Below are 16707 nucleotides of genomic sequence, written 5' to 3'. Positions count from 1 at the left end.
GACTTTAGTCGTTCTTTTTAGTAGGACTAAAGTCGTTACAACGGACTAGTTCGATCGAGTTTCTTTTTGATTGATGGATGGGAATGGCGATCGCAAATTCTGCACCTTTACCCAATTCTGATTTACAAGTTAAAGTTCCGCCATGTTTTTGGACGACAATCTGACGACAAATAGATAATCCCAATCCTGTACCTTTACCTACTGGTTTAGTAGTAAATTGATAATCAAATAATTTTTCTTGCGCTTCTGGCGAAATTCCTGGGCCATTATCTTGAATAGAAATCTCTACAAAATTTTTGGATTTTAAGACAGTTGTGCGAATGGTAATTTGATCAGGATGAGCTTGCATCTCTGCAAAAGAACGGTTAAGATTTTGTTCTTCTAAGGCATCAATAGCATTGACTAAAACATTCATAAATACCTGATTAAGTTGTCCCGCACAGCATTCTACTAAAGGTAAGTTACCGTACTCTTTAATAACTTGAATTGCCGGACGTTCCGATTTAGCTTTTAACCGATGTCCTAAAATCATTAAAGTGCTGTCTATTCCCTCATGAAGATCTACAGTTTTCACTTCTGCTTCATCTAGGCGCGAGAAGTTTCGCAAAGATAATACAATGTCGCGAATTCTTTGTGTACCTACTCGCATTGAAGAGAGTAATTTAGGCAAATCTTCCTGAATAAACTCTAATTCGATTTCTTCTGTTAATTCCTCAATCTTAGGCGGAACTTTGGGAATTTCTGCTTGATAAGTTTCTACGAGTTCAAGTAACCCCGTAACATATTCGTTGGCGTGTTCTAAGTTGCCATGTATAAAATTAATTGGGTTGTTAATTTCGTGAGCAATTCCTGCTACCAATTGTCCTAAACTCGACATTTTTTCGTTCTGCACGAGTTGGGTTTGTGCTTGTTGTAAACTATTCAAAGCTTGTGATAATTCAGCTGTGCGTTGTTCGACGCGCATTTCTAATTCATGAGTTAGTTTTTGTAAAGCTGCTTCTACTTGTTGACGATCGGCAATTTCTTGTTGCAGAAGTTGATTTTGTTTATCTAATTCTTCTTCAGCTAATTCCCGGCTTTCTTCGCTCAAAACTAACCACCAAGTAACAATTCCGGTTACAACTAACAAAGCAGCATAGACAACTATAAATATTTTCAAAATTGGGTAATGAATTGCTGTTGGTACGTCTGGTGAATTTAACACTCCTTGATAGTAAACTAAACCCATAATTGTGGCGATTAATCCAGCACTTAGGGAAAATATGCCGCCAAATCTAATTACTCTTATCCCCATTTTGGGAGAGAGTTTACCATCTAGGACGCGATCGTAAAGATTTTTTGTCAGGGTTTTAATATAGCTATCAGAGGGTTTACATTTATCATGACAATGGGCATCTAAACTGCAACATAAAGAGCAAATTGGCCCATCATAAACTGGGCAAAATGCTGTATCTGCTAGTTCATATTCCTGTTCGCAAATGCAGCAGGTTATTAAAGAATTAATATCGTTAGTTTGGCAATGCAAGTTTTCCCTAGCGATGTAATATTTGCCTTTGGTAATTAGGGCAATAATGGGTGAAAGTATAAAGGCTACACCCAAGGCGATGAAGGGGGAATATGCTTGAGCATAATTGCCAAAAGCGCCGATAAAGGCGACAATTGCGACTCCAGAAGCGATCGCCATTGCCCCAAAACCTACAGGATTAAAATTATACAGGTAAGCTCGTTTAAATTCAATATAGGAAGGGCTTAAACCCCAGGGTTTATTGATAATTAAATCGGCAACTACTGCGCCTACCCAAGCGATCGCAATATTAGAATATAAACCCAAGACGGCTTCTAATGTTTGAAATACTCCTAACTCCATTAGTAGGAGTGCGATCGCTACATTAAATATTAACCAAACTACTCTTCCGGGATGGCTATGAGTTAATCTGGAAAAAAAGTTTGACCAAGCTAAAGACCCTGCATAAGCATTGGTAACATTAATTTTAATTTGGGAAACAATTACAAAAAACGTAGCAACAAACAATACCATTTTTGGGTCAGAAAAAATACTCGCAAATCCCGCTAAATACATTTGAATTGGTTCTTTAGCAACCGCGACTTCCACGCCATGCTTAATGGCTAAAGTCGCGAAAAAAGCCCCGCCTAACTGCTTTGCACATCCTAAAATAATCCATCCTGGACCCGCTAAAATTACCGCAAACCACCACTTAAATCGATTCTCTTTACCCAGAGTAGGTAAAAATCTGAGATAGTCTACCTGTTCCCCTAATTGAGCAATTAAGGAAAACGAAACTGTTGCTGCTGTACCAAATAATAAGGGATTAAAAGCTGCTCCGCTTGGTGAATTTCCCGCAAAATTTAGCCAGTTTTCTAAAGCATTTGGTTCTTTGTAAAGGACAAAAAGATAGGGTGAAATCATTAGCAAAAGCCAAATTGGTTGCGTCCACAACTGCAATTTATTGATTAGTGTAACTCCATAAAAAACCAAAGGTATTATTACTAAAGAACAAACTAAATAGCCTATTGACAAAGGCAAATTGAAATAAAGTTTCAATGCCTGAGCCATAATTGCTGCTTCTATAGCAAAGAAAATGAAAGTAAAAGACGCATAAATTAGCGAGGTAATTGTCGAACCAATATAACCAAAACCTGCGCCTCTGGTTAGTAAATCTATATCAATGTTGTATTTAGCAGCGTAGTAACTAATTGGTAAACCTGCGAGAAAAATAATTGCTCCGACAATCAGAATTGCCCAGCAGGAATTAGCAAAACCATAATTAATTACTAGCGAACCGCCAATAGCTTCTAAAGCTAAAAAAGAAATTCCCCCGATAGCAGTGTTTGCTACTAGGAATTCTGACCATTTACGAAATGATTTTGGAGCATAACGTAAAGAGTAATCTTCTAAGGTTTCGGTGGCAACCCAAGTGTTATAATCTCTTCGTTCCTTGACAATTCTTTTAGTAGTTTTAGTCATTGTTAAGTCTTTCCCCTTGACCATTTTACACTTTCTCAAAGATAATTTAATCTCATCCCTTGCGGTATTGAGTGTCGTGTAACTATCTCTCACTTAGTATGCCCATTAGGAGCAAAAAAAAGATGGTACTATAGTACAATTCTCCAAATCGATCGGAGACAGTAAAACTACTAGGGTAATAAATATTTTATTACAATACTTTATAATAAAGCACGTAATTAAATTTATTGTAACCACTTTAGTCGTTACAACGGATGGGTTAAATGGATTTGATTAGGCGATCGCAGCTACCTTACCTTTAAACTGACTCATATACAAGTCATAATAAAATTCATGTTGTGCCATTAATTCTTCATGAGTGCCTGTTTCGATGATTTCTCCAGCTTTAATTACTAATATTCGATCGGCATCTCGAATTGTACTTAAACGGTGAGCAATTACAAAACTGGTGCGTCCTTGCATTAACCGATTTAATGCTTGTTGAATCCTTTCTTCTGTGCGAGTATCTACGTTGCTGGTAGCTTCATCTAGAATTACCATGCGAGGATTTGCTACCATCATGCGAGCGATCGTTAATAATTGCCTTTGTCCTTGACTAAGATTACCGCCTCTCTCTGTTAAAACAGTATTGTAACTGTTAGGAAGACGCAAGATAAATTCGTGAGCATTTGCCTGTTTTGCAGCAGTAATACACTCTTCATCTGTTGCGTCTAATCTTGCGTAACGCAGGTTATTCATTACCGTATCCGAAAATAGGAAAGGTTCCTGCAACACAATGCCAATTTGACGACGTAAACTGTCTTGTTGCACATCATAAATGCTGTGTCCGTCAATAATAATGTCGCCTTTGTCAATGTCATAATAACGAGTAATTAAATTGATAATTGTACTTTTTCCTGCACCTGTAGGGCCACACAAACCAATTTTTTGACCGGGTAAAGCTTCAAAGCTATTCTGTTTCAGAATTGGTCTACCTTGAACATAGCTAAAGTCTACATCTTTAAACACAACATGACCTTGAATTGGTGGCATGGGAAAAGCGTTAGGTTTGTCTACAATTGCTGGTTTTTCATCTAAAATAGCAAATACTCTTTCGGCAGATGAAATTGATGCTAATAGACTATCTAAAGAGTTAGCTACGCTGGTGATGGGAATTGCAAATTGTCTGGTGTATTGTAAAAAAGTGGCGACGATACCGACATCGGCTTGATTATTTAATACTAACAACCCGCCAACTAAAGCCACTAATGCTACATCTAAGTTAGTTAAAACTAGTGTAACTGGACGACTGAGTAAAGCAATAAATCTGGCTTTAATTCCTGCTTCCATTGCGGCAAAACTAATCTGTTGAAAGTTGTAAACTGCTTCTAGTTGTTGACCGTATGCAATCACTACCTTTTCGCCGCTTACAGTTTCTTCCATTAAACCATTGAGTTCGCCAATATTTTGTTGTAAGTTATCAAAAATTGGCCCGGATACTCGACTAATAAAGCCTAGTAATGCCATAAATAAAGGTGAAATTAGCATTGCTGTAATTGCTAATCTCCAGTTCAACCAAAACATGGCAATTACAATAAAAATTAGATTGATACTTTCGCTCAATAACATATTAAGATTACCGCGAAAGAATGTAGCAATCACTTCTGCATCATTAGTGACGCTGCTCATTAATTCTCCGATCGGTTGTCGATCGAAAAAATTAATCGAAAGGCTTTGAATATGCTCAAATAAATCGCGCCGTAGGTTATACAAAGCCCGTTGCAATACTTTAGCTATAATTAACCCTTGTAGGAACAATGCTGCCCAGCTGCCAATGGCTGCGATCGTCATTAATATAACAGTATGCAACAGCAGTTTTAAGTTTAGCGAACTGCTTAAATTGTTAAGTCCTTCACCCAAAAAATAAGGGATTAACAAATTTAATGCTGTACCGACCAACAATAGTAGTATTACTAATAAGATTTGCCCAACATAGCGGGTAACGTAACCTAATAACCGAGCAAAAACTTTTCCAGCAGATTCTTGAGGCGGTTTTCCAGCTTTGGAATTAATTTGACGATGCAAAAAAGGTTTATTCATTTGATTTTAGATTTTGAATTTTAAATTTTCTCTTTCAGCAAATAGAGACTGGCAGTTCTTAGATGTTTGGTAAATTTTTATTGGTATGGTTATGCGGGTGCTCCTCCTAGTTGAGATTCGTAGATTTCTTGATATAATGAACTGGTGCGAAGTAGGGTTTCATGATTGCCTTGGGCAACGATTTCTCCTGCTTCTAAAAGGAAGATATTATCGGCAGTAATTACGGTGCTAATTCGTTGAGCCACAAATAAAATTGTGCTATCTTTCATCGAGTTTTTAATAGCTTCTTGAACTCTAGCTTCTGTTGCCATATCTAAGGCACTTGTACTATCGTCAAAAATTAAAATTTTCGGTTTGATCGTCAGGGAACGAGCGATCGATAACCGCTGTCTTTGTCCCCCAGAAAAATTAGCTCCTCTTCTAGTTACCGCAGCATCATAACCTTCAGGAATTGCACTGACAAAACTGTGAGCATCAGCTGCTTTTGCTGCTGCAATCATTTCATCTTCGGTAGCTTCTGGTTTGCCATAACAAATATTTTCTCGCACTTTACCGCTAAATAAAATAGACTCTTGCAAGGAAATTCCTACTAGTTGACGCAATGTTTTTAAAGGAATATTTCTTACATCTACACCATCAATCATTACTCGCCCGCTAGTCACATCATAAAAGCGAGGAATCAAGTTTACCAAAGTGGATTTTCCCGACCCAGTAGCTCCTAAAAAAGCAACTGTTTGTCCCGGTTCTATGACTAAATTAATATTTTTTAGCACTAATTTAGAATAGTTTTCTTCTTCGTTTTCGCTAGAATTTGCAAAATAGCCAAAACTAACATTTTCAAATACAATGCGTCCTTTAGCAGTAGCCGGATCGAGTTCCAAAGGTTGTGGTGAATCGGATACCATTGGTATTGAATCCATAACTTGAAATATGCGTTCTGCTGATGCTTCTGCTGCTGTAATTTGGGGTGTAATTACTGCTAGTACAATTAGCGGAGTTAAAATAGTTGCTAAGTACTGAGTAAAAGCGAGAATTTCACCGACTGTAACTTTACCTTGGGCGGCAAAAACTCCACCAAACCATAGTACACAAGCTATTGCTATGTTGACAATTAAAAACAGAGTTGGTTGCAAGAAAGAAACGTATTGCATAGGCAGCAGAGATGCTTTGCGAAATTCTCGATTAGCGCGATCGTAACGACGGTTTTCATATTCACCTTGCACGAAAGCTTTGACTACTCTCACCCCAGCTAAATCTTCTTGCAAAACACTATTTAAGTCATCAAGCTTTTGCTGTACTTTTTCAAAAAATTTACTAATTTTATTCACAAAAAATAGTAATACAATACTGACAACAGGAATTATAATTAACAAGATCCACATCAGACTAGGGCTATTAAGATAAATTAGAAATAATGCCCCAATAAACATGATAGGAGCTTGAGCTAAAGATAAGATTATCTGTTGTATAGCTCCTTTAATTGCGTTCACATCACTAGTCATTCTTACCATCAAATCGCTAGTGGGAAACCGATCTAAATTACCAAAAGATAAGACTTGAATCTTCTCATACAATTTTATCCGCACTGCATGAGCAGTAAATTCGCCAAATAGCACTCCATACCAAGCATTTGCAATTGTAAAGATGGCACTTAAAACTGCAAATACTACCATCCATAAAACACTCTGTTCTAACGCATTTCGATCGCCTCCTAGTAACCCTTTGTCAACTAGTTGCTGCGTCATTAACGGGATCAGCAGTGTAAAAATAGTGGCGATCGCTAACAATATCTGCGATACCCAAAAGGGTCGTTCGTAACCTCGATAAATCGTAATAAAACGTCTAAAGTTCGGTAACATAGCTGATGTTATTTAAAAATCGAATTTGCTGTTAGCTATTTTCTTTGTTGCTACTTATTCCTAACTAAAGGAGCTTTTCCTAAGTGCAGATAAAAATAGCAAATTAAATTTAATGATTAATTTTGCCATGAATTCTTGATTCTGGCAACGGTTCTTCAGCACTTCTTAAACCTATATGTTGCTAAAGCAGTTTATATAACAGTTGCAAATTAAGAATCTCAGCTAAAATTTCGTTGGAGTTGGGGATTTATAAAAATTTAAAATAATTTAGCATTCACTCTATCAACCAAGAAAAGGTTAAGAGTGGTGAGGGCTTACTGATAGATTCCTAATCAGTTGCCATTCACGCAATCTTTGATTTAATCAGTTCGTTGTGAGGACTTTAGTCCTTCCCTTGGGCAAGAAACAACTAAAGTCGTCACTACAAACTTTCATCGCCTAACGCCCTAAACTGCTGGGCGACTATATAATTGTCTTCCTGAACTTAATTGCTTTTGAATTGCTTGGCGATTGTTGATAAACCTGTATTTGTCACCAACATTACCACTAAGACGATCGCCAATGATATAGTATCTTACAGGCATTTCTGGAGCGTTAATCACAACGCGATCGGCAACAGTTGTTGCCACTCTTGGTGCATTTGGATTTTCTTCCTCCAGCTGAGCAATTACCCAGAGTTCGTTGTTCACCATATAGACATTTTGGATGTCTATATCGTAACCACCAGAAGGAACTCTGACAGTAGCCGTTAACGTTTGCTCCCTACGTTCTGCTCCAGGCAAATTAACATCAATATAGGGAACTTGAACCGTTCTTGTTTCTTGTACAACTTCAACGCGAGGCACTACAACAGTTCGTTCCACTGTTCTGACATTTACATCAGGGCCTTCAACATCATACCTGGGCAATCGTCCCGGTTCTACGTCAACATCAACATCTGGTAATCTACCAGCTCTTTCTTGCTCGATGCGACAGCCTGTAGAAAAAGCTAAGAGAATAGCAATAGGTATCAACAGCGATCGTCGCCACAAAGATTGTATTGTTAGAGTAGACATGGGTATTATTCAGATGTAAAACAAAGGGAAAAGTAAGGATTGTATTTTGACAATTGTGAATCCTTATAAAAATCGAAAGTTTTCCCTTCTCAATTTTAGGAATTAGCACTAAGCCCCCGCCTCTCTCTATGGATTGAAGCAGGAAAAACTGCAAATCCCCAATCACTAGACATCACCAGAAATTAAAGCTGCATTACCTGAAACCTGGTAGAGACGTTGTATATAACGTCTCTACCAGGTTTTTTAGAGATGTCTATTAATTACCATATATTCAGTTTGCTGTAGTTGGGATGGGTGTTTTTGGTTGAAGACTAGATTGATTAGGATTTGGTACTTGGGTATCTATCGAGGGATTTAAGAGATTTTGACTAAAGTACTGATAAGTAGTGCTAGAAATTTGTTGAATAATTTTTTGGGCGCGGACATCTCGACGGGGACGTTGTACCATGACAGCAATTACATAACGCTTACCAGAAGGGAGATTGACTATTCCCACATCAGCCAACATGGAACCGATGTTACCAGTTTTATGAACGATTTTCGCTCCTTCACCAATTCCTTTAGGCAAGAGATTGTCATTTTCTGTTTGTTGCATAATCTCAATCATCCGATCGCGCGAAGCCGCTGACAACAACTCGCCCCGCATCACTCGCGCCATCAACACCGCCAACTCTTTAGGGCTACTAGTATTCATCCCTTTTACATCTGGTAAAGAGTTACGCAATACAGTTGTAGTTAACCCCCAATCTTGAAACCGCCGATTTAAAGCATCCATTCCACCCAAGCGATCGATCAGCATATTAGTAGCCGTATTATCACTAATAGCAATCATCCGCGTCACCACATCCGAAGCCTTGTATTGACCTCCCACTTTCTGACGGCGCAGATTACCACTACCCGAAGCCAGAAACTCCGATTTTAGAGTCAACTTTTCATCCCATTGAATTTTCCCTGCTTCCACATCTTGCAGAAAAGCAATCAAAATCGGCACCTTAATAGTACTTGCCGCAGCAATAGCATTATTTCCATTCACATCCGCATAATTGCCACTTGCCAAATCAATCACAAATACCCCCGGCGTGAATAATAAATTTTCCTCAGCCACCGCCGCAATCTGCGTTTTTAAAGGCGCAATTTCCTGGACAGGGGTAGGAGTTGTAATAGTATTAGGCACAGAACTTTCCGGGGTAGTTGGACTTACCACTGCACCATTAGTTGGCGAACTTTGCACCGTAGGAGTAGCCCTAGATGGTTGGCGCGTTGCCGGGTCTAAAATTGACAACAGCGTACCCACAAACACACCCAAACCAATTCCCAAAATTAGCAATCTTGTACCATAAACCAAAGGTGAAAGCGGCTTTTTCTGGGGGCGGGGTTTGCCACGTCCAGCAGGCGAAATAGGACGAGGAGTAGAATTGTAGCCATTCTCCCGCAACTCATAACGACCATTGCCGGAGATGGGAGAAAGTTGAGATTGCCTACCCCCAGGCTTAAGAAGCTCCAAATTTCGTTCTGGTCGCCTATTTGGATTATTGTTGTTTCTAGGTGTTAATTCTACGATGGGAGCAGAGGGAGGCGGCGGATTCACCGCTGCTAAATTACCTCGACCTTGCTGAACTTTTTTGGCTGGGGATTTAGTTTTACGACCAAATAGTTTTTCCCACCAGTTTCGACCGTTGGCAGAAGTAGACCTTTGCCTTGGTTGATTTAGTCGCAGTTCGTCTGGTGATTGGTTGTCCATCATTTGTCTAGCACCAGAAGACCCAGACCGCTTGCTTGGTGTTTTGGCTAACTGTTGTTGCCGTTGTGGTGCTTGCTGTTGTTTTGTTTGTTGTCGCCGTTGGCGGCGCTTAGGGCGATTATCGAAAGCTGCCACTAATGACACCTCTTAAAGTATTCCACCAAGAACAAGAAATTGCAGGCGATCGCTCCCACTATACAACTCTTAGGGAATGATGCTACAGAAAATCAATACAAAGGAAATTTACACCAAAATCAGGGAACTGGGAACAGGGGACAAGGGGACAAGGGCGAGTTTTGAGTTAAACTTTTCCCATCCCCCCATCCCCCCATCTCCCCATCTCCCCATCCCCCCATCTCCCCATCTCCCCATCCCCCCATCTCCCCATCTCCCCATCTCCCCATCCCCCCATCCCCCCATCCCCCCATCTCCCCATCTCCCCATCTCCTCTGCCTAATGCCCATTCCATTTGGCTGATAATACCTTGAAGCATTGCTACTTCGTTAGCTGAAGGTTGGGCGCGGTTGAATAGCAGACGGAATTTTACCATGCGGCTTTCTGCGGTGTGAGGGTAAAGATAACCAATTTTTAGCAGTAAAGTTTCCAATTTTTGATAGTAGCGCTCTAGGGCATCTAAAGAAGCGGCTGTGTCTGACTCCGCTTTTTTCTCTAACTCCACTACTTCTTGGTTTTCTAAACAGTTTTGGTAAAGCTCGTAACAGCAAACTGCTACCGCTTGCGCCAAATTTAATGAGGGGTAGGCTGGACTGGAAGGAATTTGCACAAATCTCTGAGCGTATTTTAAATCCTCATTGGATAAACCTTTGTCTTCGGGGCCAAAAATTAAAGCGGATGAGTCGGCACCGAATAACCAAGGTAAGGCTTTGCGGGGGTTTTCTGGGATGACGGATAAGTGACGGGAACGGGCAGAAGTAGCGATCGATCTCTGGCAACCAATCAACGCTTCTGGTATGCTCTCAACTATCCTCGCCCCTTCCAGAACATCAAGAGCGTGTAATGCCATTTTCCGTGCCTCTTCCCCCAAACAGTCACATTGCGGTTCTACCAGTACCAACTGAGTTAACCCCATGTTTTTCATCACCCGCGCCACAGAACCCACGTTTAAACCTCCCAAGGGTCTGACTAAAACTATCTTGATTCGAGTTAAGGCTGTTTCATCCATATTTTGGGGACTGGGGATTGGGGATTGGGGACTGGGGATTGGGGATTGGGGACTGGGGACTGGGGATTGGGGATTGGGGACTGGGGATTGGGGATTGGGGACTGGGGATTGGGGATTGGGGATTGGGGATTGGGGATTGGGGACTGGGGATTGGGGATTGGGGACTGGGATTTCTTATAAATTAAGGATTACATGAAGTAATCAGCTTTACTGAATCATGATAAGTTACGAAAGCGTTAAATTTCCCAGTCCCCAGTCCCCCATCCCCAATCCCCAATAATATGGCAAAGCAGCGTTCTAAATCTGACTTACCGACAAAAGTTTGTCCTGTGTGTGAAAGACCTTTTGTTTGGCGGAAAAAATGGGCCGATTGCTGGGATGATGTGAAGTATTGCTCGGAACGTTGTCGTCGTCGTCGCACGCAAGCTTCTAGTTAGGAAGATTAAACCGCTCAAGACGCAGAGCACACAGAGGAAGAACTAGAGAGGTTAATTGTAATGTCAGCACAGCAGGTGCAACCTAAACTTATTATTCATGGCGGTGCCGGAAGTTCTCTCAAGGGTAAGGGAGGAGTCGAGATTGTCCGCAAGTCTCTTTATCAGGTGTTGGAGGAAGTTTACCCGATGTTGTTGGGGGGCGCAAGTGCTACGGCAGCTGTGATTCGTGGGTGTCGTTTGTTGGAGGACGATCCCCGTTTTAATGCTGGTACTGGTTCCGTGTTACAGTCGGATGGTCAAATTCGCATGAGTGCGTCTTTGATGAATGGTGCAATGCAGCGTTTTAGCGGTGTGATTAATGTTTCTCGCGTGCAGAATCCGGTTTTATTGGCTGAGGCTTTACAAGCTTCTGACGATCGCGTACTCTCAGATTATGGTTCGGCTGAACTTTTGCGCGAGTTGCAACTTCCGATTTATAATCCTTTGACGGATATCCGGTTACAAGAGTGGATGCAGGAACGGGATGAGAATTTTGTCAAGGAAGCTGCGGGAGTTGTGGCGGAAAAGGCTTTAGTTGATAGTGAGGCGGGACGTGGCACTATTGGCGTAGTAGCGATTGATAGTGAAGGAAATGTCGCTGCGGGAACTTCTACTGGTGGTAAGGGTTTTGAACGCATCGGCAGAGTCAGTGATTCGGCTATGCCTGCGGGTAATTATGCCACAAATCAAGCGGCGATTAGTTGCACTGGTATTGGTGAAGATATCATCGATGAATGTTTGGCAGCAAAAATTGTGATTCGGGTAACTGATGGTTTGTCTTTGCTTCAGGCGTTTGAGAAGTCTTTTGCGGAAGGTGTAAAGAATAAGCGCGATTTTGGGGCGATCGGGATCGATCGTACTGGTACAATAGCCTGGGGTAAAACTAGCGAAGTCCTCCTAGCTGCCTATCACACTGGCGAAAGAATCGGCGACACTTTAGAATGGTCTGGAACTAATCTGACAGATTCTATTTCCTAAATTTAATTGATTAACTAATTAATTAACAAATGGTGGGCTATGCCCACTTTTTTTGTGCTAATTCAAATTTTCAATCCAACAAACTTGAGAAAAAAGTACATCTCTCGAAAGCGAATTATAAAATCTTTCATCTGCTGTTACCATTTGACATTGATTGGTGACAGCTAAGGCAAGATAAACGCATAGCAAGTTCAGAATGAACCTCAGATAATACCCATTTGATTGCTACATTGGCATCAACGACAAATTTAGTCAACGATTTCTGTCCTCTCTAAGCAGTTCTACACTATCACTAAACAACTGATTGCCATGTCTTTGCCTTGCTTCTAAAAGTCTGTCTCGAAAACTTGCTCGAACAGATGGTTGAGGAGGGATTTCTGCTGCAACTTGAGCGAGAATGGTTTTGATTTCATCTTCTAAAGTGCGGTTATGTTTTTGCGCTAAGTTGCGAATTTTTTCTAAAACATCTGGATTAATATTGTCTAGAACTATTTGAGTCATGTTGCCTCCGAAATAAGTGATGAGTTTTAAATTTTAAGCTTACAATTAATTATTTTAACTCAAAACTCAAAACTCAAAACTCAAAATTGATTAACTTTTTTCGCTGTCTTGATTAGTTTTTAACCGCCAACCGGGTTTGACTACTTGACGGGAACGAGCTATAACTAAACTATCATCGGGGACGTTTTCGGTGATGGTAGAACCAGCGGCTATGGTAACATCTGAACCTAAAGTTAAAGGTGCGACTAATACGCTATTGGAACCTGTTTTTGTTCGATCGCCAATTGTAGTTTTATGTTTTTTCACTCCATCATAATTAGCTGTAATTGTGCCCGCACCAATATTTACTTTTTCGCCTAATGTGGCATCTCCTAAATAAGACAAATGCGCGACATTTGTCTTATTTCCTAACTTGGCATTTTTTAATTCCACAAAGTTCCCCAAGCGGCAATTTTCCCCTACTTCTACATGACCGCGCAAATGAGCATAAGGGCCAATTCTTGTGCCTGATTGAACTACACTATCAGAAATTACTGAATAAAGTGCGGTCACATTTTCGCCAATTTGACTATTTTCAATTAAACAACCAGGGCCAATTCTACTACCCGTTCCTATAATAGTTTTACCTCTTAAATGTGTTTGGGGTTCAATAATGACATCGGGTTGAATTTCCACTGTGTCATCAATGGTTGTGCTATCAGGATCTATTAAAGTGACACCAGCAGTCATCCAACGATCTTTAACTCTGTCTTGCAAAATTTGATGAACTAATGCTAGTTGTTTGCGATCGTTAATGCCAACAATTTCCTCGTAATCTTCCACATCAACCGCCATCACTGGCATCAGAGCATTTACCGCGTCAGTTAAATAATATTCCTTTTGGTCGTTGTCGGCTTTTAAATTTGGTAATACCCTGGCTAAGTCAGGCCAGTGAAAACAGTAAACTCCCGCATTAATGCGATTATTTTGCTTTTGTGCTGCCGTACAATCTCGGTCTTCTACTATTTGTTGAATGATGTTTTGACCGTTACAAAAAACCCGCCCGTAGCCTTTCGGATTTGGTAAATATGCAGTCAACAAAGTGGCGGGATTTTTATTTTCTTTGTGAGTTTCGATTAAATGTTTAATTGTTTGGGGGCGCAATAAAGGTACATCGCCATTTAAAACTAATAAATCCTCAGTGAAACCCTCTAAATGAGGTAATAATTGTTGAATCGCGTGTCCTGTTCCCAGTTGTTCTTTTTGTTCGACAAATTCTAAATCGGGAATATCTTTGAGAGCGTCTTTGACTTTCTCTCCTTCATAACCGATGATGACGATGCGCCTGATGGGATTAATTTCTAGACAACTTTGTATTACTCTTTCTACGAGGGAACGTCCACCCAAGGGATGTAATACTTTGGGTAGTTGCGATTTCATTCGCGTTCCACGTCCCGCCGCTAAGATTGCTACTGCTACCATTTTTTAAACACAGAGTCTACAAATACCGCAGTATACCTTGCTTCGTGTCTACTATGTATATTGAATTACCCCAGAGATTTTTATTCTGGGGATCAGCTTTTTTTCAGTTGGGTGTAAGTAATAAACTCGATAAATTGAGCGACTAACTGGGGATTTCGCCAACCTTTAGTAGTTTCTTGGTTAATAATTTTGAGGGCTTCTTCGATCGAGAATGCTTTTTTATAAGGTCGCTCACTAGTTAGCGCATCGTAAATATCGATGATTTGGAACACCTGCGCTAGGTAGGGAATTTGCTTTCCAGATAACTTGTCTGGGTAGCCGCTACCGTCCCAACGTTCGTGGTGATGGCGAATAATGGGGAGAACGCCGTGCATGGTTCTCAGAGGTTGGCAAATTTTTTCGCCGATCAGAACGTGCTGATTCATGATTAGCCGTTCTTCTTCGGTGAATTGACCTTTTTTGAGTAATACGGCATCGGGAATGCCGACTTTGCCGATATCGTGGAGATATCCGCCCCACATTAAGTCGCGAATTTCCGAACGAGAAAGCCCCAGATAAGTACCGAAGGCTTTACCCATTGCGGCTAATCTTTCGCAGTGGTCGCCTGTGTTGGGGTCGCGGCTTTCAATGGCTCTGGCGATCGAAAATACTACTTGTTCGGCGTGGTCTAAGTCTTCGTTTAACCGTTTTTGCCGTACTAGTGATTTAACACGGGCTGCTAGTTCTAGACGATCGAATGGTTTGGTAAGAAAATCGTCTCCTCCAGCTTCTATACCTCGGATGCGCGATCGGCGATCGTTAAGTGCCGTAATAAAAATTACTGGAATTAGTCGAGTTTGTTCGTCTTGTTTTAACTTATGACAAACTTCAAACCCATCCATTCCTGGCATCATCACATCCAGCAAAATTACATCGGGTTGTCTTTCTATCACTGTAATTAATGCTGCTGGGCCATTTTCTGCTTCTAGTACTTCGTAGCCCTCCACTGCGAGAAGGGCGGCTGCTGTCATCCGGCTAGCAGCATGATCGTCAACAACAAGAACTTTTGGCTGGTCTATATTGAAGCCATTTTCTGTTGAAGATGAGGTATCTAGAGTATTTGCTGCACCGAATGAATCAACAGCTATATTAAAACGAGGACTCACGGCCACTTTCGCCTTCCTAAATTTATAATGATTACGTAAAAAGAGAATTTTAACCAGGTAACTTTAGTTAATAAAGTAAAGTTACGTTTCACTAAAAAAACGACTTAAGGACGATTTTCTCCTAGATGGGGATCGCTAACAATACTAACTATAACTATAGAAAAATATGTTTTTAGATGTTTGACAGTGAGACAAAACTTTAGGTTGTGTGATTTAAATCACAAGGGTTAAAAAGTTAAAAAGTGCAAGTAGGGGAGCTCTCGGAGCAGAAGATAAAAATTCCCCTTGTCCCCTTGTCCCCAGTCCCCAGTCCCCAGTCCCTAAAACCAGCGTTTTTTCCAGTGGGAGGTGGGTTCTAAGGAGGAAGTTTGTTGTTCTAAGTGGCGACGGTGCAAGATTGTATCTGCTCGATCGCATAAATTCGGGTCGCGGTAGGGAATGGCGGCGCGAGTTTGCAGGTGTTCTTGTTCTTGCTGGGATAGGGGGGGTAAGTCTGTGGCGTTGAAGCTGGCGATCGTACCTGGGGAACGCCTACCCACAGGTGTCGTCGCTCCAATTTTTAACCCAGCCGCCAACAGCGCACTCCTGATGGCAGCAGAACAGGAATAGGTGGCAAGTTTACCTTCAGGCTTCAGATGTTTGGCTACTTTTGCTAAAAATTCTACTGTCCAAAGTTGGGGACAATTAGGAGGGGAAAAAGGGTCAAGAAAGATTGCGTCTGCTTGCCAACTGGGGGGTATTTGTTGGATAGTAGAACGAGCATCGCCAATGATTAAGGTGGCTTTGAGGTTGTCGGTTTGGATTTGGTACTGGCTCGCTAATTGATTGAGAATTTGGGGGATAGGCTGGGGCCAATTATCCATCAAGTTATGAGCTTTGGCGGCTGCGGGGACTGTGGCATCTAATTCCAAGGCAAACAATTCTACCTGACAACTGGGATTGATTTGCCAAATTGATTTTAATGCAGCTGCCGAATTATACCCCAAACCATAACAAATGTCTAGTAATTGCAACTTGGGTTTTTCCGCTTGCTGTTTCAACTGTAACGGTTGCACAAACTTGGCTTCGGCTTCTTGAATTGCACCAGTTTGACTGTGAAAAGTTTCGCCAAATTCAGCAGAAAAAAAGGTAAAAGAACCATCATCTGTAAGTTGGGGAAGGAAAAAGTTTTGCTCTGGCATTGATGATTTCTAACTAGCTTAAGTTGATGGCGCAAGAAGGTAGAAGGGAAAAAGGCTTTCAT

At 41.0% G+C, this 16707-nt stretch carries 12 protein-coding genes; 2 read left to right on the top strand and 10 right to left on the bottom strand.

Translation table 11 applies throughout. The annotated features are described in order from the left end of the window. Positions 1-4: 4 nt before the first annotated feature. From ACE1CA_RS05525 to ACE1CA_RS05500, 6 genes are all read right to left on the bottom strand, one after another. The gene (locus ACE1CA_RS05525) at positions 5-2986 is read right to left on the bottom strand and encodes an ATP-binding protein (RefSeq protein ID WP_413277271.1); all 2982 of its coding nucleotides are present in this window, start codon (positions 2984-2986) and stop codon (positions 5-7) included. A gap of 273 nt (positions 2987-3259) precedes the next feature. Beyond that, positions 3260-5065: an ABC transporter ATP-binding protein gene (locus tag ACE1CA_RS05520; protein WP_413277272.1), complete on the bottom strand. Its 1806-nt coding sequence runs from the start codon at positions 5063-5065 to the stop codon at positions 3260-3262. Positions 5066-5154: 89 nt separating this feature from the next. Beyond that, on the bottom strand, positions 5155-6924 hold the full coding sequence (locus ACE1CA_RS05515) for an ABC transporter ATP-binding protein (RefSeq protein WP_413277273.1): 1770 nt from the start codon (positions 6922-6924) through the stop codon (positions 5155-5157). 446 nt (positions 6925-7370) lie between these two features. Continuing rightward, complete coding sequence (locus tag ACE1CA_RS05510; protein WP_413277274.1) at positions 7371-7979, bottom strand: hypothetical protein; 609 nt, start codon at positions 7977-7979, stop codon at positions 7371-7373. A 271-nt stretch (positions 7980-8250) separates the two neighbouring features. Further along, on the bottom strand, positions 8251-9855 hold the full coding sequence (locus tag ACE1CA_RS05505; RefSeq protein WP_413277275.1) for a serine hydrolase: 1605 nt from the start codon (positions 9853-9855) through the stop codon (positions 8251-8253). A 166-nt stretch (positions 9856-10021) separates the two neighbouring features. Further along, a complete protein-coding gene (locus tag ACE1CA_RS05500) occupies positions 10022-10903 on the bottom strand; it encodes an RNA methyltransferase (RefSeq protein WP_486517666.1) in 882 nt (293 codons plus the stop codon). A 281-nt stretch (positions 10904-11184) separates the two neighbouring features. On the opposite strand from ACE1CA_RS05500, the gene ACE1CA_RS05495 reads away from it, so the two are divergent. Beyond that, the gene (locus tag ACE1CA_RS05495; protein WP_413277277.1) at positions 11185-11340 is read left to right on the top strand and encodes a DUF2256 domain-containing protein; all 156 of its coding nucleotides are present in this window, start codon (positions 11185-11187) and stop codon (positions 11338-11340) included. A 60-nt stretch (positions 11341-11400) separates the two neighbouring features. Continuing rightward, entirely contained in the window at positions 11401-12357 is a 957-nt protein-coding gene (locus ACE1CA_RS05490; protein WP_413277278.1) for an isoaspartyl peptidase/L-asparaginase, read from the top strand. A gap of 252 nt (positions 12358-12609) precedes the next feature. Here ACE1CA_RS05490 and ACE1CA_RS05485 read toward each other — a convergent pair whose 3' ends face one another. The 4 genes from ACE1CA_RS05485 to ACE1CA_RS05470 form a co-directional block, all read right to left on the bottom strand. Then, complete coding sequence (locus ACE1CA_RS05485; protein ID WP_413277279.1) at positions 12610-12858, bottom strand: hypothetical protein; 249 nt, start codon at positions 12856-12858, stop codon at positions 12610-12612. 90 nt (positions 12859-12948) lie between these two features. After that, positions 12949-14319, bottom strand: coding sequence for a bifunctional UDP-N-acetylglucosamine diphosphorylase/glucosamine-1-phosphate N-acetyltransferase GlmU (gene glmU, locus ACE1CA_RS05480; protein WP_413277280.1), 1371 nt, complete (start codon positions 14317-14319; stop codon positions 12949-12951). Positions 14320-14411: 92 nt separating this feature from the next. Continuing rightward, complete coding sequence (locus ACE1CA_RS05475; RefSeq protein WP_459563594.1) at positions 14412-15446, bottom strand: HD-GYP domain-containing protein; 1035 nt, start codon at positions 15444-15446, stop codon at positions 14412-14414. Between the two features lie 338 nt (positions 15447-15784). Further along, on the bottom strand, positions 15785-16645 hold the full coding sequence (locus tag ACE1CA_RS05470) for a tRNA (5-methylaminomethyl-2-thiouridine)(34)-methyltransferase MnmD (RefSeq protein WP_413277282.1): 861 nt from the start codon (positions 16643-16645) through the stop codon (positions 15785-15787). Positions 16646-16707: the final 62 nt, after the last annotated feature.

Source organism: Floridaenema evergladense BLCC-F167 (assembly GCF_041929205.2).
Taxonomy (GTDB): domain Bacteria; phylum Cyanobacteriota; class Cyanobacteriia; order Cyanobacteriales; family Aerosakkonemataceae; genus Floridanema; species Floridanema evergladense.
Note: the sequence above shows the minus strand (reverse complement) of the source record. Positions and strands in the feature narration are given on the sequence as shown.